Source organism: Nocardia fodinahabitans, assembly GCF_052983615.1.
Genome location: NZ_JBRJJC010000001.1, coordinates 564,172 through 589,878, shown reverse-complemented (window position 1 = coordinate 589,878; position 25,707 = coordinate 564,172). Strand labels below are relative to the sequence as shown.

General features: G+C 70.9%; 22 protein-coding genes and 2 pseudogenes. 14 read left to right on the top strand and 10 right to left on the bottom strand.

Annotated features, from left to right (window positions below; all coding sequences use genetic code 11):
• Window positions 1–32: 32 nt before the first annotated feature.
• The 5 genes from alaS to NV348_RS02735 all read left to right on the top strand — a co-directional run bounded on the left by alaS (window position 33) and on the right by NV348_RS02735 (window position 6,444).
• Window positions 33–2,696 (top strand): alanine--tRNA ligase, encoded by a 2,664-nt coding sequence (alaS, locus tag NV348_RS02755; RefSeq protein WP_447145541.1) that lies wholly within the window; start codon window positions 33–35, stop codon window positions 2,694–2,696.
• Entirely contained in the window at window positions 2,696–3,259 is a 564-nt protein-coding gene (gene ruvX, locus NV348_RS02750; protein ID WP_447145540.1) for a Holliday junction resolvase RuvX, read from the top strand. The genes alaS and ruvX overlap by 1 nt, the downstream gene beginning before the upstream one ends.
• Window positions 3,256–4,803 (top strand): endolytic transglycosylase MltG, encoded by a 1,548-nt coding sequence (locus NV348_RS02745; protein WP_447145539.1) that lies wholly within the window; start codon window positions 3,256–3,258, stop codon window positions 4,801–4,803. The genes ruvX and NV348_RS02745 overlap by 4 nt, the downstream gene beginning before the upstream one ends.
• A complete protein-coding gene (locus tag NV348_RS02740) occupies window positions 4,796–5,620 on the top strand; it encodes a shikimate dehydrogenase (RefSeq protein WP_447145538.1) in 825 nt (274 codons plus the stop codon). The genes NV348_RS02745 and NV348_RS02740 overlap by 8 nt, the downstream gene beginning before the upstream one ends.
• A 377-nt stretch (window positions 5,621–5,997) precedes the next feature.
• Window positions 5,998–6,444, top strand: a complete 447-nt coding sequence (locus NV348_RS02735; RefSeq protein WP_447145537.1) for a B-4DMT family transporter — start codon at window positions 5,998–6,000, stop codon at window positions 6,442–6,444.
• 56 nt (window positions 6,445–6,500) lie between these two features.
• Here NV348_RS02735 and aroB read toward each other — a convergent pair whose 3' ends face one another.
• The 4 genes and pseudogenes from aroB to NV348_RS02715 form a co-directional block, all read right to left on the bottom strand.
• Entirely contained in the window at window positions 6,501–7,616 is a 1,116-nt protein-coding gene (gene aroB / locus NV348_RS02730) for a 3-dehydroquinate synthase (protein ID WP_447145536.1), read from the bottom strand.
• A 587-nt stretch (window positions 7,617–8,203) separates the two neighbouring features.
• A pseudogene (locus NV348_RS02725) lies at window positions 8,204–8,689 on the bottom strand (shikimate kinase); the annotation flags it as partial.
• A 161-nt stretch (window positions 8,690–8,850) separates the two neighbouring features.
• On the bottom strand, window positions 8,851–10,059 hold the full coding sequence (gene aroC, locus NV348_RS02720) for a chorismate synthase (protein WP_447150912.1): 1,209 nt from the start codon (window positions 10,057–10,059) through the stop codon (window positions 8,851–8,853).
• A gap of 188 nt (window positions 10,060–10,247) precedes the next feature.
• Window positions 10,248–10,721 carry a prepilin peptidase gene (locus NV348_RS02715; RefSeq protein ID WP_447145535.1) on the bottom strand — a complete coding sequence of 158 codons (474 nt, stop codon included), beginning with the start codon at window positions 10,719–10,721 and terminating at the stop codon, window positions 10,248–10,250.
• A 177-nt stretch (window positions 10,722–10,898) separates the two neighbouring features.
• Between NV348_RS02715 and NV348_RS02710 the strand changes: the two genes are divergently transcribed.
• The 5 genes from NV348_RS02710 (at window position 10,899) to NV348_RS02690 (ending at window position 14,482) form a co-directional block, all read left to right on the top strand.
• Window positions 10,899–12,020, top strand: a complete 1,122-nt coding sequence (locus NV348_RS02710) for a M24 family metallopeptidase (RefSeq protein ID WP_447145534.1) — start codon at window positions 10,899–10,901, stop codon at window positions 12,018–12,020.
• A 48-nt stretch (window positions 12,021–12,068) separates the two neighbouring features.
• Window positions 12,069–12,632 (top strand): elongation factor P, encoded by a 564-nt coding sequence (efp, locus tag NV348_RS02705; RefSeq protein WP_218721637.1) that lies wholly within the window; start codon window positions 12,069–12,071, stop codon window positions 12,630–12,632.
• 2 nt (window positions 12,633–12,634) lie between these two features.
• Complete coding sequence (gene nusB / locus NV348_RS02700; protein ID WP_447145533.1) at window positions 12,635–13,150, top strand: transcription antitermination factor NusB; 516 nt, start codon at window positions 12,635–12,637, stop codon at window positions 13,148–13,150.
• Window positions 13,147–13,413, top strand: a complete 267-nt coding sequence (locus tag NV348_RS02695) for a YciI family protein (RefSeq protein WP_447145532.1) — start codon at window positions 13,147–13,149, stop codon at window positions 13,411–13,413. The genes nusB and NV348_RS02695 overlap by 4 nt, the downstream gene beginning before the upstream one ends.
• Before the next feature lie 139 nt (window positions 13,414–13,552).
• Window positions 13,553–14,482 carry a hypothetical protein gene (locus tag NV348_RS02690; protein WP_447145531.1) on the top strand — a complete coding sequence of 310 codons (930 nt, stop codon included), beginning with the start codon at window positions 13,553–13,555 and terminating at the stop codon, window positions 14,480–14,482.
• Window positions 14,483–14,621: 139 nt separating this feature from the next.
• Here NV348_RS02690 and NV348_RS02685 read toward each other — a convergent pair whose 3' ends face one another.
• The 3 genes from NV348_RS02685 to NV348_RS02675 form a co-directional block, all read right to left on the bottom strand.
• Complete coding sequence (locus tag NV348_RS02685) at window positions 14,622–17,279, bottom strand: nuclease-related domain-containing protein (protein WP_447145530.1); 2,658 nt, start codon at window positions 17,277–17,279, stop codon at window positions 14,622–14,624.
• Between the two features lie 114 nt (window positions 17,280–17,393).
• The gene (locus tag NV348_RS02680) at window positions 17,394–18,545 is read right to left on the bottom strand and encodes a serpin family protein (protein WP_447150911.1); all 1,152 of its coding nucleotides are present in this window, start codon (window positions 18,543–18,545) and stop codon (window positions 17,394–17,396) included.
• Between the two features lie 168 nt (window positions 18,546–18,713).
• Entirely contained in the window at window positions 18,714–19,679 is a 966-nt protein-coding gene (locus tag NV348_RS02675; RefSeq protein WP_447145529.1) for a quinone oxidoreductase family protein, read from the bottom strand.
• Between the two features lie 97 nt (window positions 19,680–19,776).
• Between NV348_RS02675 and NV348_RS02670 the strand changes: the two genes are divergently transcribed.
• Window positions 19,777–20,352, top strand: coding sequence for a TetR/AcrR family transcriptional regulator (locus NV348_RS02670; protein WP_447145528.1), 576 nt, complete (start codon window positions 19,777–19,779; stop codon window positions 20,350–20,352).
• A 12-nt stretch (window positions 20,353–20,364) separates the two neighbouring features.
• Here the strand turns inward: NV348_RS02670 and NV348_RS02665 are convergent, their stop codons facing one another.
• Both NV348_RS02665 and NV348_RS02660 read right to left on the bottom strand, forming a co-directional pair.
• Window positions 20,365–20,988, bottom strand: coding sequence for an alpha-ketoglutarate-dependent dioxygenase AlkB (locus NV348_RS02665; RefSeq protein WP_447145527.1), 624 nt, complete (start codon window positions 20,986–20,988; stop codon window positions 20,365–20,367).
• A gap of 36 nt (window positions 20,989–21,024) precedes the next feature.
• Window positions 21,025–22,245, bottom strand: a complete 1,221-nt coding sequence (locus NV348_RS02660; RefSeq protein ID WP_447145526.1) for an erythromycin esterase family protein — start codon at window positions 22,243–22,245, stop codon at window positions 21,025–21,027.
• A gap of 114 nt (window positions 22,246–22,359) precedes the next feature.
• Between NV348_RS02660 and NV348_RS02655 the strand changes: the two genes are divergently transcribed.
• The 3 genes and pseudogenes from NV348_RS02655 (at window position 22,360) to NV348_RS02645 (ending at window position 24,745) form a co-directional block, all read left to right on the top strand.
• Complete coding sequence (locus NV348_RS02655; RefSeq protein WP_447145525.1) at window positions 22,360–23,055, top strand: MerR family transcriptional regulator; 696 nt, start codon at window positions 22,360–22,362, stop codon at window positions 23,053–23,055.
• 164 nt (window positions 23,056–23,219) lie between these two features.
• Window positions 23,220–24,211 (top strand): annotated as a pseudogene (locus tag NV348_RS02650) (FAD-dependent monooxygenase); the annotation flags it as partial.
• 171 nt (window positions 24,212–24,382) lie between these two features.
• A complete protein-coding gene (locus NV348_RS02645; protein ID WP_447150910.1) occupies window positions 24,383–24,745 on the top strand; it encodes an aromatic-ring hydroxylase C-terminal domain-containing protein in 363 nt (120 codons plus the stop codon).
• A 15-nt stretch (window positions 24,746–24,760) separates the two neighbouring features.
• Here NV348_RS02645 and NV348_RS02640 read toward each other — a convergent pair whose 3' ends face one another.
• Window positions 24,761–25,651 carry an RNA polymerase sigma-70 factor gene (locus tag NV348_RS02640; protein ID WP_447145524.1) on the bottom strand — a complete coding sequence of 297 codons (891 nt, stop codon included), beginning with the start codon at window positions 25,649–25,651 and terminating at the stop codon, window positions 24,761–24,763.
• Between the last annotated feature and the right edge of the window lie 56 nt (window positions 25,652–25,707).

Genomic DNA, 25,707 nt, shown 5'->3' with positions numbered 1-25,707 from the left:
CCGGTGGATTGCAGGCGGTAAGCTGGACAGCTGTGCAGACCCACGAGATTAGACGGCGTTTCCTGGACCATTTCGTCCGTGCCGGACACACCGAGGTGCCCAGCGCCTCGCTGATCCTGGCCGACCCCAACCTGCTGTTCGTCAACGCAGGCATGGTCCAGTTCGTGCCGTATTTCCTCGGTCAGCAGACCCCGCCGTACGCCACCGCGACCAGCGTGCAGAAGTGCGTGCGCACCCTCGACATCGAGAATGTCGGCATCACCACCCGCCACAACACCTTCTTCCAGATGGCGGGCAACTTCAGCTTCGGCGACTACTTCAAGCGTGAGGCCATCACCCTGGCCTGGACGCTGCTCACCAGCGGCGTCGAGGACGGCGGCTACGGCTTCGACCCCGAGCGTCTGTGGGTGACCGTCTACCTCGACGACGACGAGGCCGAGCGGATGTGGCTCGAGATGGGCGTACCCGCCGACCGCATCCAGCGTCGCGGCATGGCCGACAACTACTGGTCGATGGGTATCCCCGGCCCGTGTGGCCCGTGCTCGGAGATCTACTACGACCGCGGCCCCGAGTACGGCGTCGAGGGCGGCCCCGAGGCCGACGAGGACCGCTATATCGAGATCTGGAATCTCGTGTTCATGCAGAACGAGCGCGGTGCCGGCATCGGCAAGGACAACTTCGAGATCCTGGGCCCGCTGCCCAAGCAGAACATCGACACGGGCATGGGCGTCGAGCGCGTGGCGTTCCTGCTCCAGGGCGTGGACAACGTCTACGAGACCGACCTGATGCGCCCGATCATCGACAAGGCCGAGCAGCTCACCGGCCGCTCCTACGGCGTCGAGCACACCGACGACGTGCGGTTCCGCGTCATCGCCGACCACGCCCGGACCGCCGCGATGCTCATCGCCGACGGCGTGAACCCCGGCAACGACGGCCGCGGTTACGTGCTGCGCCGCCTGCTGCGCCGCATCGTGCGTTCGGCCCGCCTGCTGGGCGCCGAGAAGCCGGTGATGGGCGAGTTGATGAAGGTCGTCTCCGAGCTGATGTCGCCGTCCTACCCGGAGCTGGCCGCCGACTTCTCCCGCATCGAGACCGTCGCGGTGGGCGAGGAGACGGCGTTCCTGAAGACGCTGAACACCGGCGAGACCCTCTTCGACAACGCCGCCACCGCGGTGAAGTCCAAGGGCGGCAAGCAGATCACCGGTTCGGACGCCTTCGCGCTGCACGACACCTACGGCTTCCCGATCGACCTCACCCTCGAAATGGCCGCCGAGGCGGGCCTGTCGGTGGACGAGGACGGCTTCCGTTCGCTGATGGCCGAGCAGCGCAAGCGTGCCAAGGACGACGCCCAGGCCCGCAAGCACGCGCACGCCGACCTGACCGTCTACAAGGAACTGGTCGACCGCGGCGCCACCGAGTTCACCGGCTTCGACGAGCTGACCTCCGAGGCCAACGTGCTGGCCCTGATCGCCGATGGCGTGCGGGTGCCCGCCGCCCAGGCCGGCTCCGATGTCGAGGTCATCCTCGATCGCAGCCCGATGTACGCCGAGTCCGGCGGCCAGATCGCCGACCGCGGCACCATCACCGCCGCGGGCCTGAAGCTGCGCATCAACGACGTGCAGAAGATCGCCAAGAAGCTGTGGGTGCACAAGGCCACCGTCGAGCAGGGCCAGATCACCGAGGGCGATGTCGTGCTCGCGCAGGCCGATCCGGCCTGGCGTCGCGGCGCCACCCAGGGTCACTCCGGCACACACATGGTGCACGCCGCGCTGCGCCAGGTGCTCGGCCCGAACGCCGTGCAGGCCGGTTCGCTGAACAAGCCCGGCTACCTGCGGTTCGACTTCAACTGGCAGGGCGCGCTGTCGGAGCAGCAGAAGGCTGATATCGAGGCCGTCTCCAACGACGCCGTCGGTGCCGACTTCCCGGTGAACACCTTCGTCACCGACCTGCCCAAGGCCAAGGAGATGGGCGCGATGGCCCTCTTCGGCGAGAACTACGGCGACGAGGTGCGCGTCGTGGAGATCGGCGGCCCGTTCTCGATGGAGCTGTGCGGCGGTACCCACGTCGAGCACTCCTCGCAGATCGGCCCGATCACCGTGCTCGGTGAGTCCTCGGTCGGTTCCGGCGTGCGCCGCGTCGAGGCCTTCGTCGGCCTGGATTCCTACAAGTACCTGGCCAAGGAGCGCGCGCTGCTGGCCGGTGTCGCGTCCTCGCTGAAGGTGCCCTCGGACGAGGTGCCCGGTCGCGTCGAGCAGCTCGTGGAGCGGCTCAAGGTGGCCGAGAAGGAACTCGAGCGCACCAAGGTCGCCGCGGTGCTGTCCTCGGCGGGCACGTTCGTCGAGCAGGCGGAGCGGGTCGGCTCGGTGCTGCTGGTCGCGGCCGCCGCGCCCGAGGGCGTCGCCGCGGGCGACCTGCGCACCCTGGCCACCGACATCCGTGGCCGGTTCGGCAGCGAGGCCGCGGTGGTCGTGCTGCTCGGCAACACCGACGGCAAGGCGCCGTTCGTGGTGTCGGTCAACAAGGCCGCCCAGGACCTCGGCTTCAAGGCGGGTGACCTGGTGGCCAGCTTCGGCCCGAGCATCGCCGGTCGCGGTGGCGGCAAGCCGGAGATGGCGCAGGGCTCCGGTTCGGATCCGTCGGGTATCCCGGCCGGTCTGGCCGCGGTCCGTGCCCGGGTGGCCGAACTCGCCGGCTGATGCCCCCTACCGCAGGTCCAGCCGAACAGGAACCGGCCGACCGACCGGATCCGGCGACCGACCCCGGCAGGGGCCGCCGGATCGCGATCGATGTCGGCAGCGTCCGGATCGGGGTCGCCTCGAGCGACCCCGACGGAATCCTCGCCACTCCGGTGGAGACCGTGCCGCGCGCCAAGCCGTCGAAGTCCGGCGGGCGCGCGGCGGGTCCACCCGCCGACATCTCGAGAATTGCCGACATTGTGCGAGAGTACGAAGCCGTCGAAGTCATCGTCGGGCTGCCCCGCACCCTGCGCGGTGAAAACGGCACGGCGGCGGGCATCGCGCGCCGGTTTGCCCGGGAGTTGCGCCGGGTGGTCGACCCGATTCCGATACGCCTTTCCGACGAACGTTTGACTACGGTGTCTGCTGCACGTGCGCTGCGCGACAGCGGAGTTCGCGCACGTGGCCAGCGGCAGGTGATCGATCAGGCGGCAGCCGTGTCGATTCTGCAAGGATGGTTGGACGAGCGGAGTTCGGTGTTGAAGGACGCAGCAGACGCGAGCGTGGTCGGAGACGATGCATGACCGACCGATGGGCCAGGGCCGAGGAACGCTACCGGGCGCGGGAAGCTGATCGGCGCTATCCCCGCCGCGACGACTGGGGTCTGGACGCCCGTGAGGCGCGCGAGGAGCCGCAGCCGGCCGGTGGTCCCCCCGGCTGGGACGACGATGACGACACCAACGTCATCCCGCGCTATGAAGACGAGCTCTACGACGACGAGCCCGAGCCCGAGCCGGTGGCTCCGCCGCGCCGGGTCGGTCAGCGGGCTGCCCCGGTGGGTCGCGCCCCGGGCGGACGAAACGCGGCCGACCGTGACCGGGGCAAGCAGCCGTCCGGTCGCGACAAGCCGGAAGGCCGCGGCAAGTCGGCGTCGGGTCGCAAGCGGTCGCGGATCGCCTCGCGCAAGGCCGCCGAGCGCAAACGCCGTCGCCGCAACCTCTGGGTGGTCGGTGCGCTGCTCGCTGTGCTGATCGTTTCCGCGGCCGGTTTCGCGGGCTACGAACTGATGGACCGGTTCGCCCCGGCCGAGGACTTCGCCGGTCCGCCCGGTGCCCTCGTCGTGGTCCAGGTGCACCCCGGCGACACCGCGTCGCAGATCGCCGGTGCCATGCACGAGCGCGGCGTGGTCGCCAGCCGCGAAGCCTTCTACGAAGCGGCCGTGCGCAATTCGGGGATGAACAGCGTGCAGCCCGGGTACTACGCGATCGGGGTGAACAGTCCGGCCGCCACCGCCGTCGCCACGCTGGTCGGCGGGAAGTCGCGGGTCGGCAACGTGACCGTCTCCGAGGGCAGGCTGCTGCACGACAAACACGACGCCAACACCGGTGGCCGCTACGACGGCATCTACCGCAAGGTCGCCCAGGCCAGCTGCTTCGGCGCCGAGCAGAAGTGCGTGACCTACGAACAGCTCGACGCCGCGGGCGCGAGCGCGGACCTGGCCGCCCTCGGCGTGCCCGATTGGGCGATGAAGGGCGTGCGGGAGTCCCCGGACCGGTCCCGGCAGCTGGAAGGCCTGATCGCCGCGGGCACCTGGGATTTCGATCCCAGTGGGACGCCGCAGCAGATCCTGCGGCAGCTGGTGAGCTCGAGCGTGCAGCGCTACGAGTCGACCGGCCTGCTGCAGTCGGGCACCACCACGAGCCTGACGCCGTATCAGACCCTGGTGGCCGCGTCGCTGGTGGAGCGTGAGGCGAAACCGCAGGACATGAGCAAAGTGGCCAGGGTGATCGTGAACCGGCTCGAGGCCGACCAGATGCTGCAGTTCGACTCGACGGTCAACTACACCCTGGACACCACCGAGGTGGCGACCACCAACGCCGACCGTGCCAGGGAAACCGCCTGGAACACCTACGCGATGCGTGGTCTGCCCGTGACGCCGATCTCGGCACCGTCGCTGGACGCGTTGCGGGCCATGGAGAATCCGGAGCCGGGGGCGTGGCTGTACTTCGTCACCGTCGACAAGGAGGGCACCACCCTGTTCACCGACAGCTATTCGGAACACCTGCGCCTGGTCGCCCAGGCGCAGCGCAGCGGCATCCTCGACAGTTCCAAGCCCTACGGTGGCTGAGCCCCGCAAGGCCGCGGTGCTCGGCAAGCCGATCGCGCACTCGCGTTCGCCGCAGCTGCATCTGGCCGCCTACCGCGCGCTCGGGCTGGACTGGACCTACGAGCGCGTCGAGTGCACGGCCGAACAGCTGCCCGGACTGGTCGACGGGCTCGGACCGGAATGGGTCGGTCTCTCGGTGACGATGCCGGGCAAGGAAGCGGCACTCGCCCATGCCGACACGCGCACCGACCGGGCGGTCCTGGTCGGCTCGGCCAACACCCTGGTGCGCACCGAGGCGGGCTGGCTGGCCGACTGCACCGATGTGGACGGCGTGCTCGGCGCGCTCCGGGGCGGTGGCGTCGACCGGGTGCGCGAAGCCGTGGTGCTGGGCGCGGGTGGTACCGCCCGCCCGGCCCTGCTGGCGCTGTCGGAACTGGGCGCGGAGTCGGTGACCGTGGTCGCGCGCGACGCCGGGCGGGCCCGCGACGCGCTGGATCTCGCCGAACGCCTGGGCCTGGCCGTGTCGACGATCGGCTTCGAGCCCGACGCCCTCGCCGCCGTCTGCGCGACGGCGGGCGCGGTGGTCAGCACCATCCCCGCGACCGCGGCCGCCGCGGTCGCGGCTCAGGTCGCGGCGGCGCCGGTGGTTCTCGACGCGATCTACAACCCGTGGCCGACCCCGCTGGCCGAGGCGGTGGCCGCGGCCGGGCACACGGTCGTCAGCGGTCTGCAGATGCTGCTGAACCAGGCCTACGGTCAGGTCGAGCTGTTCACCGGGCAGCCCGCGCCCCGCGCAGCGATGGCGGCCGCGCTCGACGAGGCCCTTCCGTCGGTCTGATCGCCGTATTACCCTGGTGCCCAACACAATCTACGGGGAGGGGTTGGCTGTGTTCGGTCGAATCGGGGTAGTCGTGTCGGCGGTCGCCGCGTCGGCGGTCATCGTCGGGGGTCCAGCGGCGGCGCAAGCCGGTGGTTGCGCCTCGCCGCAGCCGTCCTGGGGATTTGTCTGCGTGCCGTCGGCATCGAACGTCATGTTGGCCAGCTGTCTGAAGGACGCGCCGCTGTGGAGCGATCGGGCACGCTGCGAAGCGCGCACCGACGGCAGCGGCAGATACGACCTCTGGGTGCCGTCGAACTGACACCGAGGACATCGGGGATCCGCCGATCCCGCGGAATTGATACCTGTTCTAGTTTTTTCCGGTTAAGGTGTTGCTCATGACCGCTTGGGTGTTACGAGCCACCGTCCTGGGCGCGCTGGTCGTCGGCTTACGGCTGCTGCTCGGCTTCGCGATGGCGTTCTGGCCGACCTACGGCACGATCTGGCGGGTAGCCTGCCTCGTCGTGATCGTGGGTGTCGTGGTCGTCTGGGGGATGCGCGACGGCCGGTCGGGCACCACCGCCGATCTCACCGTGCGCTGGCTGGCCGCCGGGGCCGTCGCCGGCCTCGCCAGTGGGGCCGTGTGCCTGGTCCTCGATCAGGTGCCCGGCATCGAACTCGGCGACTCCGGCGCGCTGTTCGAGCTGACCTCGGCGGCGTCGTTCATCCTGCTGCTGATCTTCCTGCCGGGGCTGGCCGGTGTCGCTCTCGGTCGCCGCCGCGCGCGGCGCACCCCCGAATCCACCGCTCCCGCCACTCAACCGGAGTTCGCTCCGGCCGTCTGAGTCCATCAATCGGTGCTGTGCCCGGCGAGCGCTCGCTCGCCGGGCACAGTGCCGTCTCAGAGCAGGATCGGGCCGCCCGTGGACGCCTCGCGCGCGATCGCGGAGTAGGCCGCCGCCAGCAGCGACGGATCGGGACCCTCGAGCCGTCCCGGCTTGGCCAGCCCGTCGAGCACCACGAACCGCAGCACCCCCGAGCGGGTCTTCTTGTCGGTCTGCATCGCGTCCATCAGCTGCGGCAGCGCGTCACCGTCGTAGCTGACCGGCAGGCCGACGCTCGCCAGGATGGTGCGGTGCCGGTCGGCGGTGGCGTCGTCGAGACGACCCGCCAGCCTGCCCAGCTCGGCCGCGAACACCAGGCCGACGGAGACGGCGGCGCCGTGCCGCCAGCGGTAGCGCTCGCGACGCTCCACGGCGTGGCCCAGGGTGTGGCCGTAGTTCAGGATCTCGCGCAGGCTCGACTCCTTGAGGTCGGCCGCCACCACATCGGCCTTGACCTGGATCGCCCGCCGGACCAGTTCCGGCAGCACGTCGCCGGTGGGATCGAGCGCGGCCTCGGGGTCGGCCTCGATGAGGTCCAGGATCACCGGGTCGGCGATGAAACCGGCCTTGATGATCTCGGCCATGCCCGCCACGATCTCGTTGCGCGGCACCGTCTCCAGCGTGGCCAGGTCGACCAGCACCGCGCTCGGCTCGTGGAAGCTGCCGACGAGGTTCTTGCCCGCCTCGGTGTTGATGCCGGTCTTGCCGCCGACCGCGGCGTCGACCATCGCCAGCAGGGTGGTCGGCACGTGCACGATGCGCACGCCGCGCATCCAGGTGGCGGCGACGAAGCCGGCCAGGTCGGTGGCCGCGCCACCACCGAGGCTCACGATGGCGTCGTTGCGGGTCAGCCCGATCCGGCCGAGCACCTCCCAGCAGAACCCGGCAACGGCCAGGTCCTTGCCGTCCTCGGCATCGGGGATCTCGATGCGGTGCGCGTCGATTCCGGTGTCGGCCAGCGCTTTCCGCACCACCTCGGCGGTCTCGGCCAGCGGCGGCTGATGGAAGATCGCCACGGTCCGCACGGCATTGCCCGCGGTGACCGCTTCGACGAGATCGCCGAGCAGCCCGCGTCCGATGATCACCGGGTACGGGTCGGCGGTGCGGACCTGGATGGTGGTCGGCTCTGTCACGTGCGCTGCTCCGATTCTTTCTGGTCGTTGGTCTTGCGTCTGCCGCTGCGTCGTCGCGGCCGGTTGCGTCGCGTGCGCTCGCCCTGGGCGGTCGCGCGGTCCGCGTCACCGGTCTGGCCCGATCCGGACCGCTGCCCGGTCGGCGCCGGGGTGCCGGTGCGCTGGCCCGCCGGGCGATCCGGTGAGGTCGCGCCGGATGGTGTCGCGGGCTCGCCGGTGGCGCGGGTCGCCGCCCTGCCGTCGGCGTCGCGGTTCGTGGCGGTCGAGCGGATGCGGACCCCGCCGCGGCGGGACCTGGTGCGGCGGGACCGTCGGGTGCCGGATGTGCGCGCCTCGCCCTGCGGCGTGCCGGTCGCGTCACCACCCGGTGCCGTGTCGGACCCGGGTCGGGGTGCCGCCGAACCGGTCCGGTCGATCGTGGCCTGCTCGTTCGCCCGGCGCGCGGCCGCCGCGCGTGCCCTGGCGCGTCGCCGCGCCCTGGACCGATTGCTGCCGATCCCGGGCCTGCTGGTGACCGAACCCGAAGCGGCGGTACCGGGTCCGCCGGTGCGCTCGGCGTCGAGGTCGGTGCGCACCGATTCCAGGCCGAGTTTGGTGAGGATCATCCGTACCACCCGGCCGGGGCTGCGTCCGTCGGTGCGCACGCGCACCGTGGCGACCTCGCGGTAGAGCGGGCGCCGGATTCGCATCAGCTCCCGGTACTTGGCACCGGGATCGGTGCCGTTGAGCAGCGGGCGGGCATTGCTCGAGCCGGTGCGCCGAAGTCCTTCGGCCACACTGATTTCCAGGTAGACCACGGTCGCGGTACGCAATACCTCGCGAGTCCGCGCCGACAGCACCGACCCGCCGCCGAGCGACACGACACCGTCGTGCTCGAGCACAGCCCGCCGCACCACCAGTTCCTCGATCCGGCGGAACTCCGGTTCACCGTCGGTCGCGAAGATCTCCGGGATGGTGCGCCCGGTGTCGGCCTCGATCCCGGCGTCGGTGTCGTAGAGCTCGACCCCGAGCTCCCTGGCGAGCTTGCGCCCGATGGTCGATTTTCCCGACCCCGGCGGCCCGACCAGGACCACACGGGCGCGAGGCGCGGTCGCCGACTCGGTGTCGGAGGCCGCCTCGGCGGTTCCGGTCGCGTCGACGGAGCCGGTGATTTCGCCGGCCCGCCCGTCGGTGTCGACAGTCGAGGGGGGACCCGCGTCGTTGTCCTCCGCGGCCCCCTCCTGTCCCTGCCCGGTCACGGCGTACGGCTGTCCGCGGGCACGTGCGGGCGGTTGCCGATCCGCTTGGTGTAGCTCGTGATGTTGTCGAGAGTCTCGGCCAGCGAGTCGCCGCCGAACTTCTCCAGCGCGACCTGCGCCAGCACCAGCGCGACCATCGATTCCGCGACCACGGCGGCTGCGGGCACCGCGCACACATCCGAGCGCTGGTGGATGGCGACGGCTTCCTCGCCGGTGGACATGTCGACGGTCGACAGCGCGCGCGGCACGGTCGAGATCGGCTTCATCGCGGCGCGCACCCGCAGCGCCTCGCCGTTGGTCATGCCGCCTTCCAGGCCACCCGCGCGGTTGGTCGAGCGCAGCACACCGTCGGGACCCGGACGCATCTCGTCGTGGGCCTGGCTGCCGCGCCTGCGCGCGGTCTCGAAGCCGTCGCCCACCTCGACGCCCTTGATCGCCTGGATACCCATGAGGGCGGCGGCCAGCCGCGAGTCCAGCCGCTGCTCGCCGCTGACGAACGAGCCGAGCCCGATCGGCAGACCGTCGACGATCACCTCGACGACGCCGCCGAGGGTGTCGCCGTCCTTCTTGGCGGCCTCGATCTCGGCGATCATCGCCGCCTCGGCGTCGGCGTCGAACGCGCGAACCGGGCTGGCATCGATGGTGTCGAGGTCGTGCGGGCCCGGAGTGACACCGGTGGTGTTGGCCGCGGTGCCGATCGACACCACGTGCGAGATCACCTCGACGCCGAAGGCCTGACGCAGGAAGTTGCGGGCGACCGTGCCCGCCGCGACGCGGGCCGCGGTCTCGCGGGCGCTGGCCCGTTCGAGCACCGGACGGGCGTCGTCGAAGTTGTACTTGAGCATGCCGGAATAGTCGGCGTGGCCGGGGCGCGGACGGGTCAGCGGCGCGTTGCGCGCCATCCCGGCGAGCGCGTCCTCGTCGACCGGGTCGGCCGACATCACTTCGGTCCACTTGGGCCACTCGGAGTTGGCGACCTCGATCGCGACCGGACCACCCATGGTCCGGCCGTGGCGCACGCCACCGACCAGGGTGACCTTGTCGGCCTCGAACTTCATCCGGGCGCCGCGCCCGTAACCGAGCCGACGGCGCGCGAGTTGTGCGGAGACGTCGTCCGATGTCACCTCGACTCCGGCGACCATCCCTTCCAGGAGGGCGACGAGAGCGGGACCATGGGATTCTCCGGCAGTTATCCAGCGCAACACGCCGACCATCTTCCCATGTCGACGCGCGTGGTCGGGCATGTGGGCCGACGTGATGAGTGGCACGTCGCCGCCGCGCCGGGCCGCGCGGTGGCGGCCACCGGCCCGATCGTGCTGCACCGACCCGGTCCGGACCGGCATCGGGGCACCGGTGCCGGGTGCGTGATCGGCCCGGCGCGTCGCGCTGCCGGTCATGCCAGGGCCATCGCGGTGACGGTGGCCAGGCACATGGCCGGACCGTGCGGCACCGGTCGCCGCGACGGGATCGACGGCACGCCGTCGGCGCCGCGACACAGCGCCGTGCGCAGCCGGTGCCCGCCGAGCAGGGTCACGGCGATCGCCGCGGTGAGCGCGGGCGCGGTGATCGCCGCCCACACCCACGCGGGCGGTCCCGCGAGCGCGGCGGCGGCCCCGAGACCCACGGCCAGTTTCACGTCACCCGCGCCCAGCGCGGCGGGGGCGAGGAGGTGAACCACCAGATACGGCATCGTCAGCAACGCGGCTCCGATGACCGCGGTCGCCGGATTCCCCGTGCACCACGCGTAGAGGAACACCGCCGCCGCGCCGACGCCGGTGAGGGCGTTGGGTAGCCGGCGGGCATGGACGTCGATGACACCCAGCAGTAAGCACCAGGCGATGAGCAGGCAGAACGCGGCAGTGGTCATGCGTTCGATCGTGCGCGGCGACGGCCGCCCGATCGAGGTCCGATCGGCGAATGTGGACAACTCCGCGCGATGTGGACAACGCGGTGTCCAGTCGGGTCGGGGAGCGGGCCCGCCGACGCCGGGAAAAGTCCCGCGTTCGGTGCCGACGTGTCGGACGTCGAGCGGTAGCGTTGACCCATGTGTGCTGATACCCCGCGTCCCGATCACGCGGCACGGCGTGGTGCTCTGCGGAGCCTGCTGGTGGAGAACGGCGTCGACGCGCTGCTGGTCACCGATCTGGTCAATATCCGCTACCTGACCGGATTCACCGGATCCAATGCCGTGCTCCTGGTGCACTCCTGGGATATGCGCGGTGCCGAGGACCGCACCGTCATCGGCACCGACGGCCGCTACTCCGCGCAGGTGGCCGTGCAGGTCCCCGATCTGGGCGCCGAGATCTCCCGGGCCACCGCGCGGCGGATCATCGAGCTGGCCGGCGAATGGCAGCTGGGCCGCGTCGGTTTCGAGAGCCATGTGGTGACCGTCGCCGAGCACACCTCGTTCCAGGAACTGCGCACCGGACTGCAGCTGGTGCCGACCAACGGGCTGGTCGAGCAGCTGCGCATGGTCAAGGACGACTACGAGATCGCCCAGCTGCGCGCGGCCTGTGCGGCCGCCGACGCGGGCCTGGCGAGCCTGCTCGAGCGCGGACTGATCCGGCCCGGCCGCACCGAACGCCAGGTCGCGCGTGACCTGGAGTGGGCCATGTTCGAGCACGGCGCCGAAGCCGTCTCGTTCGAGACGATCGTCGCCACGGGTGTGAACTCCGCGGTTCCGCATCACCGCCCGACCGGCGCGGTGCTGGCCACCGGTGACTTCGTCAAACTCGACTTCGGCGCGGTCGTCGACGGCTACCACTCCGACATGACCCGCACCCTCGTGCTCGGCGCGCCCGAGGGCTGGCAGCGCGAGATCTACGAGCTGGTCGCCCGCTCCCAGCGGGCCGGGCGCGAGGCGCTGAAACCGGGCGCCGGGACCGCCGAGGTCGATGCCGCCGCCCGGGTCGTCATCGAGGAGGCGGGCTACGGCCCGCAGTTCGTGCACGGCCTCGGACACGGGGTCGGGCTGCAGATCCACGAAGCGCCCGGAGTGGCGAAAACGAGTACCGGTACACTACTTGCTGGCGTGGCGGTGACCGTCGAACCTGGTGTGTACCTTCCCGGCCGCGGCGGGGTCCGGATCGAGGACACGCTCGTGGTACGCGAGGCGGGCCCGGACCTGCTCACCCTCACCAGCAAGGACCTGACCGTCGTCGAGTGACGCCGGTCCCCAGAGACCGCAGTAAACGAACGAGGAGATCCGAGGACAGTGGCGGACACCAGCGACTTCAAGAACGGCCTTGTGCTGAAAATCGACGGTCAGCTCCAGCAGATCGTCGAGTTCCAGCACGTCAAGCCGGGTAAGGGCCCCGCCTTCGTGCGGACCAAGCTGAAGAACGTCGTGTCCGGCAAGGTCGTCGACAAGACCTTCAACGCCGGCGTCAAGGTCGAGACCGCGACCGTCGACCGTCGCGACATGACCTACCTGTACCACGACGGCACCGACTACATCTTCATGGACGGTGACACCTACGACCAGATCTCCATCCCGGAGTCCACCATCGGTGACGGTGCGCGCTTCCTGCTGGAGAACATGGGCGTGCAGGTGGCCGTGCACGAGGACGCGCCGCTGTTCGTCGAGCTCCCGGTCACCATCGAGCTGGTCGTGCAGCACACCGACATCGGCCTGCAGGGCGACCGCTCCACCGGCGGCACCAAGCCCGCCACCCTGGAAACCGGCGCCGAGGTGCAGGTCCCGCTGTTCATCAACACCGGTGACAAGCTGAAGATCGACTCGCGCGACGGCAACTACCTCGGCCGCGTCAACGCCTGATCGTGACGGACTCCCCGGCAGACAAAAAGGGCTCGTTCAAGAAGCTCGGCGCACGCCACAAGGCGCGTCGCCGCGCCGTGGACCTGCTGTTCGAGGCGGAGGCGCGTGACGTCGACGTCTCCGACCTGCTCACCGAACGCGCCGACCTGGCGACCCGTGACCAGAGCGTGGCTCCCGTGCACGCCTACACCTCGGTCCTGGTCGAAGGCGTCGCCGACGACCTCGACCGGGTCGACGGCACCATCGAGGGCTACCTGCAGGACTGGACGCTGTCGCGCCTGCCCGCCGTCGACCGGGCGATCCTGCGGATCGCGGTGTGGGAGCTGTTCCACGCCACCGACGTGCCCCCGGTGGTCGCGGTCGACGAGGCCGTCGAGCTGGCCAAGGAGCTGTCGACCGACGACTCGCCGTCGTTCGTGAACGGCGTGCTGGGCCAGGTTGTGCAGGTCGCGCCGCAGGTGCGTGCCGCCGCGGCGGCCACCAGGGCCGCGCGGCCCGCGCCGGAGGACCGGTCGTGACGAACAAGTACCTCGTGATGGTCATGCGCACCCCGGCCTTCGATCAGTCCGTGGTCGAACCGCACCGCGCGTTCCTGCAGGAGCTGCTCGCCAAGGGGCAGCTGCAGGAGAGCGGCCGGTTCACCGGCGGCACCGGTGGCGCCTACGTCGTCCTGGCCGAAAGCCTGGACGCCGCAACGGCTATCGCGCACGCCGATCCGGTCCACACGACCGGAGCGTCGGAGCTGACGATCTACGAATGGGAGATCACCGTCTCGGCGTGAGACCTCCGGCGACAGCCGCGCATCCCACCCGGGTGCGCGGCTGTTGTCGTTCCTGGCCGCTTCCGGTGCGAATCACCGTGGCGTGCAGGAGAATGCAACCAGCATCGAACGCCGTCGGATCGGCGGGCTGGGGGAGACCGTGAGTGAGCATCCATCGCTGAGCAGCTGGCACCTGACCCGGGCGCAGTTGCTCTGGGCCGCACTCGGTTCGGCGGTCGTGTTCGCCATCCTGATCATGGCGCGGGGCAGTGTGCGCGAGATCTTCAAGGTGCAGCCGGATTTCGTGCTCGGACTGTCGCTGTCGATCAGCACGATCTTCTTCACCAAGGCGTTCTCCCGGTCGGGGATCGCCTCGGCGGTGCACCACATCCACGAGCCGCGCGATCCGAATGTGCTGGCCGCCTTGGATTCCGCGGTCGACCAGCGACTGCACGCGATGGGGTTGCACGAGAACGTCGCGCTGCTCAGCCGCGATATCGCGGTGGCCAGCAAGCGGATCAACGAGTTCTACGACCTGCAGGCAATGGAGCCGCGATTCCACGCGACGGCACCGTTGCTCCGGGTGGCGCTCACCGATCTCGACGACGCGCTGGCCGTCGTGAGCCGGGTCGCCGACCGCATCGGCACCACCGAAACCACGCAGGTGTACCGCATTCCGGAGGCGACCAGGTCGCATCTCAACGACGCGCTCCGCGATGTCATGGAGGCTTCGGCGCGGCGCAACGAGACCTATGAGGCGTTGCGCGCGCAGGTGGCCGGCGAATCGGTCGACGATCTGTGGGGCGTGTTCGCGGTGCTCACCTCCGACACGCTCAAAGCGCAACGTGATCTGGAATCGCTGGTGAGCAAGACGATCCAATCGGTGCCCGCCGACCGCATCGCCGTCCTGCAGGGCTATGTCGCGGCGTCGCTGAGCCGATTGGACACCGTCGGTGACCTGATCCGCGTACGTGGACTCGCCGCACCGCCCGCCCTGCAGATCATCGCCGAGGATCTGCGGCGTGCGCAGGCCAAGCTGACCCTGGCGCAGGAAACCGATGGCGGCCGGCCCGCGGCGGCCGTGGCTTGAGCCGGATCCCGACGGCCTCCGCCGGTGGGTGTACGGGAAACCGGCGGAGGCGCGACCGACGCTGGGTGGCGTGGTGTCGGGTGTGCGCTGGGCACGCAGGTGATCTTGCTACCTCGAGTGCACTCGAGGTCAAGCCGGTTCAGCGATCGGCGTGCACCAGCGGCGCGAGGAAGCCGGTGACCTGCGCTGTCGACGGTTGGCCCAGCCTGCGGCCGAGGACGTCCGAAGCGTCGGCGACGGCGCGGCACCGATCGGGGTCGGTGTTCGCCGGGTCGGCGGAGTAGCGTTCGCCGACCATGATCGCGCGCCCCGCCTCCCGTCCGGTGCGCAGTTCGTAGACGGTGATCTCGTAGGTCGCCCGGAACAGGTTGACGGTGCGGCCGATGGGCGCGCCCTGCGCCGCGGGGAGCTGGCAGGTCTGGACGAGGTCGCCCAGGCTGGTCTGGCGCATGCAGGCGATGAGCTGGACCGTGGACGTGTCGCTCGGATGCCAGGCGGGCGAATCGTTCGTCGCGACCATGGTGGCCAGGTCGCCCGACAGGTAGATCGGCCGCGCACCGTCGCGCTGGTACTCCGCGGCGTTCGGGAACGGCTTGCGGTCACCGCACATCCGGTCGTAGTCCGCCATCTCGAACCGGCTCGCCTGCACCGCGGTGATGGCGAAGAAGCCCGCCCCGAACAGGGCGATGAACAGCAGCAACCCGATTCCGGGCCCGATCCGCAGTCGCCGTCGCTCGCGAGGGCGTCGCTCGCGCACCGGAGTGTTGCGCCACCGTTCGAGCAGGGACGGCCCGCCGGACCTGCTCGATACCCGCTCCCGTGATCGGCTCGATGCGGCCGGGCGGGCCGGGGTCCGGTCCTGATCGACCCAGTCGCTCCAGTGTTCGCTGTCGTCGAATTGCTCGGCGGCGTGCTGTGTGGAATCGGGCCCGCCCGAGGGTGGCGACGACGACCATGCGGAACCGGCCGCGACGGCGTATCCGGGTGCCGCGAAATCCGGATGGTCGGGATCATCGTCCTCGGGCCAGGATTCGTAGTCCGTGTCGTCGTCCTCCGCCGGCTCCAGTTCGGCATCGCCCGAAATCTCGACGTCCGGAGCACCGCTCGGCACGGATGGGCTGCTCGCGGCTACGCTCGGTGCATAGGCGGCCGGGTCTAGCGGCGGCCCGGCGGAGCGATCGTCGGTCGACTTGACCAGTGACACAGCATCTCCTGCCTCCTCGCCGGAGGCGGTCGCCGCTGCGGTGGAGTCCTCGCCGGTGACAGGTTCGTTCGGCTCCTCTGGGACAGTGGCCGTTTCGTCGGGTGACGGATCGTTCTCGGCTGCGCCGCTACCGGAAGCCTCGACCCTCGCGCCCTCCCGGTCCGCGGACCCGGCCGGTCCTTCGTCCGCGGGATCCCCCGAGTGATCAGTTGTGCTCTCGGGCAGCTCCGCATCGTGACCGTCGTCATCTGCCCGCTCCGACGCAGTGTCGGTGGTGAACGGCGCTATCGGCGCATTCGTGGCAGTGTCCGGCGTGGGTTCGGGAGCTCCGGTTTCGGTGGAGGAGGTCTCGACCGTGGTGTCCGCGTGCTCGGCAGCGTGTCCGGCATCGTCCGCACCGTCGAGCGCAGTGCCGATGACGGGCGACGTCGGTGGCGTCTGTCCGGTTTCCCCGGCGGGGGCAGGGAAGTCGTCTGATGTGTGTTCAGAAGTCCCGGTGTCGGGAGACGAGTCCGTCGCGGGCAGTTCCACGGCCTGTTTCTGCTCACCCGAGGTGCCCTCGGGAAGCTCGGCTGAGACCTCGGCGCTCGGCGACGACGTATTCGGCGAGTCGTCCTCTGTGGCAGCCATACTCACCAATCCCGCCAACGGCGCGGCAGCACCGATCGTGTTCTCGCTGTGTGCCGGGGTGCCGTCCGCGGTCGCGGCGACCGAGCTCGACACCTGCTCGGCCGGTTCCCGCTCGGATGCCACGGCAGCCGACTCGTCAGCTCCGGCGGACTGCCACGGCCGATGGGTGAGCCGATCGATCGCGGCGAGAAAGCCGGGTGTGCTCGCCTGTGTCACCCGGGTACCCGCGCGCGAAGAACCACCCGCCCCGGAACCCGCGGCGGTCTTGCCCTCGTCGGCCTGCCCGAGTCCGACCGAGGCCGGCGCGGGCTTGCTCGAGGTCGACGGTTCGAGCCGCGCCGGAAAGCCCTGGTCCGCCAAGGCGACCCGGGAGGGCAGCAGGCGGCTGAGGTTCAGCGCCGCGAAGACCCGGCGCACGTCGTTGACACTGAGCCGGACCGTGCGCCCGGTCTCGGCGTGGAAGTAGTCGCGCAGCGACGAGGAATCGTCGCGTTCGATCAGCACCGCCCGGTACCCGTCGGCGATGCGGGCTTCCTCGAGGGTGATCTGCGAGCCGGGCTGGGGGACCAGCGCGACCACCGCGTTCACCCAGCCGAAGATCCCGGACTGCTGCAGCAGGTTCTTGGCGGCGAACACCTGCCTGCGCACCTGGACGAACGGATTGGGCACCCGCACCGCGTGGTAGAGCGCGGCCTCCTCGCCGTCGACCGTCCACGGACCGTTGGGTGGGGTGGCGAGTACGCCGTCCTGGCGCGCGGTGAACCCCTTCACCTCCACGACGGTGGCGCCCTGTGGCGTGCACACCAGCGCGTCGACCTCGACCGATCCGCCACGGCTCTCCGGCACATGGCAGCGGAAGATCGCCACGCCCCCTACCTCGGACGCGGCCCATTCCCGGATCGCCGCCGCGACGATCTCTTCTGCGCCTTCGAGTTCGGTTTCGTCCGCGACAACGACGATCACCACGACCCCCTGAGCAACCGATTGCGGACCCCTACCAGGATACGACCTCCGTCAGCCACATCGAAACCGAATCCTGTTGCCGAGCAACAGGATCGGCAATATCGATTACCGGTCTCACCGGGCACCGCCCGGGGCGGGCCCGGCAGAGGACTCGGCGTGGGACGAGGATTTCCATTCCAGCGGCGGGCGGGTCACCTGACCTGCGACAACGGCCGTTCCCGTCGGCCGGTGCACCGCGAGGAAGCCGAACGGCCGGTCGATGTGCACGGCGGTGATCGTCGACCACCGCTGCCTGGGTGCGCTGCCCGTGCGCATCGCCACGGCGGTGACGGCGGCGGCTTCGAACCCGGCGGCGTCGAACCGGGCCATCACATTCTGCCCGGCCGTGCTCACGGCCAGCGGATAGTCGGAGATCCCGGGAAACCCGGACTCTGCGCCGCTCGCGGCGGCCAGGCCGAACAGCGCGGCATGGCGGGCGAGGTCGTGCGCGCTGCGGACCTCGAACGGCGGAAGCTGCACCTCGACGCTGTCGCCGCCGCCGAAGGTCTTGCGCCGCGTCACCGTCAGGCACGGGGCCGTCGTGTCGGTGGTGGGCGCGCTCGGCCAGGGAATACCGTCGTCGAGCGCGGCCAGGCCGGCGGCCAGCGCGTGCCGTGGCCCGTCCGCGCCGATCAGCAGATGCACGTCGAGATCGCCGGTGCCGGTGACGATCACCCGGGTCACGTCGGCGCCGAGGACCGAGACGCTGCCGTCGGCATGGCCGTGCCGGTACAGGCCCGGTCCCTGATGTCCCCGCCACGGCCCGGATTCCGGCGTCCATCGGATCGGCTGGAACGGCGTCACCCAACGCGTCCGGGCGACCAGCGCCGTGGCCACCGCGAACACCGTCGAGGCATCGATGGTGACCGGGAACTTCTCGATCAGTCCGTCGGTGTGCTCGCTCGCCCAGGCATCTAGGGCGGCCTGATCCACGAGGATGCCCGCCGTGCCCGCGGGCATGCTGCGGACCCACTCGTCCCGCAGCGAGATTCCTGGCCGCACCCACGCGCCGGTCGCCACCGCGACCTCGGCCGAGGAATCGAGCGAGCGCAGCAGCTCCACCCCGGCCTCATGCGCCGCCTCGGCCGAAACCCCTACCGCCGCCGCCAATTCTGCCCGAGCCGACCCCTGTGCCGCACCGGCCAGCACCGCGAGCAACGACCACGCGCCCGCCCCCGACACCACGGCATCATCGTCGGCGAAGGTCGAAGTCCATCGTGCGGTCAGCGCATTCGACGAACGAACGGGCAACGCCAATCGACTCCCCATGCCCCGAATCCTACGACCAGCGTCCGGCCTCCGGCCGCGGCCGCCTCCTCATCGCCCGCCCAGGAGTCCGAATCCCCGGACTCGAATCGGGCTCGGCCGGTGGCTGATCGCCCCTGGCCGACGGGATTACGGTCGCAGCAGGATCGTGCCGAGCGCGGTCCGCTCCTCGAGTGTGCGGTGGGCATCGGCGGCGCTGGTCAGCGGCAGGACGGAGTCGATGCCGATGGTCAGCCGGCCCTGTGTGGCGGCGTCGAGGGCGGCCGATCGCTGACGGGCCACCTCGGCGAGCCAGGCTGGGCCCGCGCAGCCGGTGAGGGTGAGGCCGCGCAGGATGAGGTCGACGGCGGTGAGCTGGGCGGGGGTGCCTGCGAGCCAGCCGTAGCTGAGGATGCGGCCGGTGCGTGGGGTGATCAGCTCGAGCAGGGGGGTCAGGGAGTCGCCGCCGATCGAGTCGAAGACGACGTCGACGGTCTCGGCGGCCAGGACGGTGCGGAGCTGCTCGGGCCAGTCGGGCGCGGTGTGGTCGATGACCTCGGCGGCGCCGTATTCGCGGGCCAGCCGGGCCTTCTCGGCGCCGCCCGCGGTGGCGATCACGCGCACCCCGCGGGCCGCGCACAGCTGGGTCAGTGCGCTGCCGACCCCGGTGGCGGCCGCTTCGACCAGGACCGTCTCGCCCGGTGTCAGCGCCGCGGTCGCGACCAGTGCCAGGGCGACCGAGCCCGGCATCTGGGTGGCGGCGGCGAGGTCGGTGCTCAGCCCGTCAGGGATGACGGTCAGCGAATCCGCCTCGGCCACCACGAGTTCGGCGTACGCGCCGTAACCGCTGGTGGCGGCGACGACCCTGGCGCCGAGCAGCGCCGGATCCACACCGGCGCCGAGTTCGGTGACGGTGCCCGCCGCCTGGAACCCGAAGACCGCGGGCAGCGGGGCGGGGAAGGGGAAGGCGCCCGCCCGCACCTTGGTCTCCGGGTAGAGCACCGGGATCGCCTCGGCGCGGACGAGGACTTGTCCGTCGCCCGGTCGCGGTGCGTCGACCGCGCGCGGAACCAGCACCTCGGGTGCGCCGGTCTCGGTCATTACGATTGCCTGCATCAGAACTCCATAAGTTGACTGCCGGTCCAGATATCCGAACGATATGGACCGTCGGTCAACTTGTCAACGGATCGGCGGACGCCGAGGAAGCGATGCGATGACAGGCCCACGCCCCACCGAACGCGCCGACGCCGCGCGCAACCGTCGAGCGATCCTCGACGCCACCGCCGCGCTGCTGGCCGAACACGGTGCGGCGGGGGTGACGATGGATCGGGTCGCCGCCGCCGCGGGCGTCGGCAAGGGGACCATCTTCCACCGCTTCGGCAGCCGGGCGGGGTTGCTGTACGAGCTGGTGGCCGAGGGGGCGATCGCGCTGATGGCGGCGGTGACGGGCGGACCGCCGCCGCTGGGTCCCGGCGCTCCGGCGACCGACCGGCTACTGGCCTTCTTCGACGCGATGACGAGCATGGTCACCGACGACATCGAACTGATCGCCGCCTACAAGGCGATGCCGCCGCACCCCCGCAGCGCGGAATTCCACGCCTTCTGGGCCGAACACATCACCACGCTGCTGCGCGAGGTGCGCCCGGAGATCGACGCCGAGACGGTCGGCGCGCTGCTGCTGTCGACCCTCGGTGGGGAACTCGCGCAGCAGCTGGCCAGGGCCGGTGAGGTCGACCGATTGCGCGCGGGGGTGCGGGAACTCGTGCGCTCGGTGCTGAGCGCGACGTAACCGGCGAAGCCGTCACCGCACGTTGCGCGGGCGGAACTGGATGCTGATGCGCGGTCCGACCGGTCGTGCGGTCTTGGGCACCGCGTGCTCCCAGGTGCGCTGGCAGGCGCCACCCATCACCAGCAGATCGCCGTGTCCGGCGGTGAACCGCACGCTGGCCCCGCCGCCGCGCGGACGCAGCAGCAGGGCGCGTGGCGCGCCGACCGAGACGATCGCGACCATGGTGTCGTCGGTGGCGCCGCGCCCGATCGTGTCGCCGTGCCAGGCCACGCTGTCGCGGCCGTCGCGGTAGAAGCACAGGCCCGCGGTGCGGAAGGGTTCGCCGAGTTCGGCCGCGTAATGGCTGGTCAGCGCGTTGCGGGCGGCGACGAGGATCCGGTCGGGGAGTGGATCGTGCTCGCCGAAGAACGACACGAGGCGTGGCACGTCGACGACCCGGTCGTACATGGGCCTGCGCTCGGCGTGCCACGGCACCCGCTCCGCCAGCCGGTCGAATACCACGCTCGCGCCGCTCAGCCAGCCGGGCAGGACATCCACCCAGGCCGTCGCGTCGAGGTGCGTGCGCCGGATCGTCTCGATCGAACCCAGAGCAACCGCATCACCGTCGAACAGTGAACCTTGCAGGGGGAGCGACATGGCGACAGTCTAGCGCGTGTTCGAACACATGTTCGGTCAGCGCCAGTATTCGTACCGCGTGCCATCGGTATCGGCGACGAAGACGATCGCGTCGGCACCCTCGAGCCTGGCCGGCTCGAACGGCAGGTGACCGGGCACGATCGGCTCGCCCGCGCGGATCGAGACCGGGAGCGCCGCGCGCAGGGCGGGCGCGGGGAACAGCGCGCGGCGGGTGGTGGCCGCGGCCAGCTCGCCTTGGAGGGTGCCCGGTTCGCTGTTCGGGTTCGCGTCCGTCGCCACGAACGCGTACCGCTCGCCGAGGGTGAGCGCGACGAGCGCGCCCGCGCCGCACCAGTGCGCGTCGTCGCCACCCATGGTCATGGTGGACCCGGCGCGTTGCAGGTGCACGTTGTGCGCGAAGACCAGCGTCGGTCCGCGTCGCTGCTCTTCGGCGACGATCGCGAGCAGGTTGTCGGCCATCATCTCGGCGCGCACGCTGAGCAGGGTCGCGATGCGATCGGGGCCGGGTGTGGCCATGGCCGCGTGATAGCGCAGCAGGCCGAGGGCGGTGCGCGCGTAGGCGAGGGCGAGGTCGTAGCCGGCCGGGTCGGCGGGCCGCAGTGACGGTGCCGCGCGACGCAGCGCGCTCGCGATGTCGTCGGCGACCAGGCGCAGCGCGCGGGCGCGGTCGGAGCCGCCGATCGAGACGGCCGGGTCGTACACGGCCGCCGGGTTCGACCAGTCGGCGTCCGCGCCGAGCAGGGTCTCGAGATCGCGCATCGATGCCGGTCGCAGCGGTTCGGACAGGTATTCGCCCGCTGTGGTCAGGGCGTGGCGCGGGCTGGGCACGTCGGTCTGGTCGAGCGGCGCGTCGAAGCCGTGGAAGCGAATGCGGTCCGCGGGAGCGCGGCCCGCGTTGTACGCGCGCAGCCATTCGACGAGTTCGCGATTGCCGGGCACGCCACCGAACCGGTGGCTGAATCCGGTCGCCAGGACCGTCTCGATATCGGTCGTCGCTCCGTTGATGTAGTCGTCGACGATCGGTGCGGCGAAGACGTCGGACTCCAGCGCGATCGACCGGAACCCCCGCTCGGCCAGCTGCGCCAGGAGTTCGTTGCGCAGCAACGGAAATGCCGCGATTCCGTGGGTGGGTTCGCCGAGGGCGAGCAGGACCGGCGCTGCGGCGCGGGTGGCGAGCAGGTCGTCGATGGCGCGGCCCAGGCTCGCGGAGTCGTCGAGCTGGCGGCCGAGGTCGCGCGGCGTGGTGGCGATAGGCATGAACTCTCCTTTGTCGGAAGGGCACTGCCTTCGACAGTATCGTTGAAGAATCGAGTGAAACTTTCTCGAAAATGTGCTGGTAAGAGTCGAGAAAAGTCTCAAAGGAGGCACGACTTGCGGCCGATCGATCTGGCCCGGGAACACGGATTGTCCGCACAGGCGATCCGCAACTACGACGAGGCGGGCATCCTCCCGCCGGCCGACCGCAGCGAGTCCGGATACCGGCGATACACGCCCCGGCACGCGCAGGCGCTGCGGGCCTTTCTCGCCTTGCGCGGGGGACACGGGCATCAGCAGGCGACCGCGATCCTGCGGGCCGTCCACCGCGGTGACCGCGAATCCGCGTATCGGCTCCTCGATGTCGCGCACGTCGCGTTGCTCGACGAGCGCGCCACCCGCACGGAGGTCGCCACCGCGCTGGGGAGTCTGTCGACCACCGCGCCCGCCCCGCTCGCCGGTCGAGCGTTGACCGTCGGCGAGCTCGCGCGCCGCATCGGCGTGCACCCGGCGACGTTGCGCACCTGGGAAACCGCGGGCATCCTGCGCCCCGCCCGCGACCCGGGCACGGGCTATCGCCACTACGGAGCAGAGGGTGCGCGTGACGCCGAGATCGCTCGCCAGCTGCGGCGTGGCGGATATCGGCTGCCCCAGGTCGCGCAGTTCGTGGAAACACTGCGGGCGGCGGGCGGGACCGATGCGTTGAGCGTGTTTCTCGAGGATTGGCAGGATCGGCTCACCGCGCGCAGCCGGCACCTGCTCGCCGGGGCGGCCCAGCTCGACGCCTATCTCCGCATGCTCGATGAGCCGTAGCGGCGGGGGAATTCGGCGAAAGCCGGAGTGGGCGAGCGGGAAACGTTCCGCGCCCCTTCCAAGGTATAGCCGACCCGGGGGCTTGTGGCAAGACCCCGGTCGTCCTGCAGAATCGCTCCTCGACGTTCGGACCGGCGACAGTGGGAGTGACGCAAGTGCGTGAAATGAAGACCGACGTGATCGTTGTCGGCGCCGGACCTGCCGGACTGATGCTGGCCGGGGAACTGTCCCTGGCCGGGGTGCGCCCCGTGGTGCTGGAGCGGCGCGCGGAGCCGGGCACCGCGCACAAGGCCAGCGGCCTCGGTGGCCGGATTCTGGACATGCTGCGCTACCGGGGCCTGCTGGACCGCTTCGCCGCCGTCGGCAGCCCGATCCCGGCGCCGATCTTCCCGTTCGGCGGCATGCACGTCGACTTCACCCCGCTGGCGGACGGGCCGATGGACGCGATGGGGATTCCGCAGGCGCGGGTCGAGCAACTGCTCGCCGAGTGGGCCGCCGAGCTCGGCGCCGAGATCCGCCGCGGGCACGAGGTGATCGCGCTCGACCAGGACGACGACACGGTGACTGTCGAGGTCTCAGGGCCGGACGGCCGTACCGGGTGCGGGCGCAATACGTCGTCGGCTGCGACGGCGGTCGCAGCCGAATCCGGGAACTGGCCGCGATCCCGTTCCCCGGCAATACCTTTCCCGAGATCAATCGGCTCGGTGTGGTCGCGCTGCCGGACTCGGTCGCCGTGCTCGACGACGGCGGCATCGATGTGCCCGGCTTCGGCCCGATCGCTCCCGGCTTCACCCGCACCGAGCGTGGCGTCTTCGCGATCGGTCCGGTGCAGGCCGACGAGCGGGTGATGTTCTTCCAGACCACCGAGGAAGAGTTCACCGAATACGACAACGACGATCCGCTGACGCCGGCCGAAATCGGTGCCAGCGCCCAGCGGGTCCTCGGCGCCGAGTTGCCGCTGGGTGCGCCGGTCCGGTTGTCGCGCTACCAATTCCAGGCCCGCCGGGCGCAGCGCTACCGGTCCGGCCGGGTCCTGCTGGCCGGCGATGCCGCGCACCTGCTGCCCGCCACCGGCACGGCGCTCAACGTCGGCATGCTCGACTCGGTCAACCTGGCCTGGAAGCTCGCCGCCACCGTGCGGGGCACCGCCCCGGCCGGTCTGCTCGACACCTACCACGACGAACGGCACGTCGCGGCGGGCCGGGCGCTGCAGCAGACCCGCGCTCAGGCCGCGCTGCGCCGCGGCCAGGACGAGGCCGCCGACGCCCTGCGCGCGGTCTTCGGGGAACTGTTCGCCGACGAGCCCGCGCTGCGCAGGCTGGCGGGCATGATCTCCGCCAACGACGTCCGCTACCCGGTTCCCGGCACCGACCCGCACCCGCTGGCGGGCGCCTTCGCGCCCGACCTCACGCTGCTCACCGAACAGGGCACGACCAGCGTCGCCGAACTGATGCACGCCGCGCGCCCGGTCTTCCTCGACCTCGCCGACCGCGCGGAGCTGCGCGAACTCGCCCTGGCACGCGAGCCGCGGATCGTGATCGTCACGGCCGAGGCCGAGGACCGGCCCGCCGACGCGCTGCTGCTGCGGCCCGACGCCTACGTCGCCTGGGCCGCGGGCCTCGACGAGTCCGCCGACACCGCGACGCCCGCACTGCGCGCCGCGCTCGACACCTGGGTCGGCCTGCCCTGACGAGGCCGTCGCGGATCAGCGGGCGACGGTGGTCGGCTGCTGGATCCGCGACAACTTCTCGGGATTGCGGACCACGTAGAGGCCGGTGATGGCCCCGTCGTCGAGCCGGACGGTGACGATGCTGTCGAGCTTGCCGTCGAGCCGCAGGATCAGGGCGGGCGCGCCGTTGATCCGGGTCGGCTCCGTCGACACCACACCGGGGAATCGGGGCAGGCCGCCCGCCATCAGCCGCGCGACCTTGTCGGCCCCCGTGATCGGCCGCACGACCGCCTTGACCACGCCGCCGCCGTCGGCGAGCAGCACCACCTCCGGTGCGAGCAGATCGAGCAGTCCCTGCAGGTCGCCGGTCTCGACCGCCCGCGCGAACGCCGCGAGCGCGTCGCGGCTCTGCGCCGAGGACACCGTGCCGCGTGGCCTGCGCGCGGCCACGTGGGCCCTGGCCCGGTGCGCGATCTGGCGCACCGCGGCCGGGCTCTTGTCCACCGCGGCGGCGATCTCGTCGTAGGCCAGGTCGAAGACCTCGCGCAGGACGAAGACGGCCCGTTCTATCGGCGCGAGCGTCTCGAGTACCAGCATCATCGCCATCGAGACGCTGTCGGCCAGTTCGACGTCCTCGGCGACATCCGGCACGGTGAGCAGCGGTTCGGGCAGCCACGGCCCGACGTAGGTCTCCTTGCGCCTGCCCAGGGTGCGCAGCCGGGTCAGTGACTGCCGGGTGGTGATCCGGACGAGATACGCGCGCGGGTCGCGGATCTCGGCCTGGTCGACATCGGCCCAGCGCAACCAGGTTTCCTGCAGTACGTCCTCGGCGTCGGCGGCCGAGCCGAGGATCTCGTAGGCGACCGTGAAGAGCAGGTTGCGGTGCGTCACGAAGGCCGCGGTGGCGGCGTCGGTTCCGTCGCTCATGGGTGGTCCTGTCTGTCGGTGCCGGTCTTCCTCATGAGACGCCGCCGCCCGCCCCG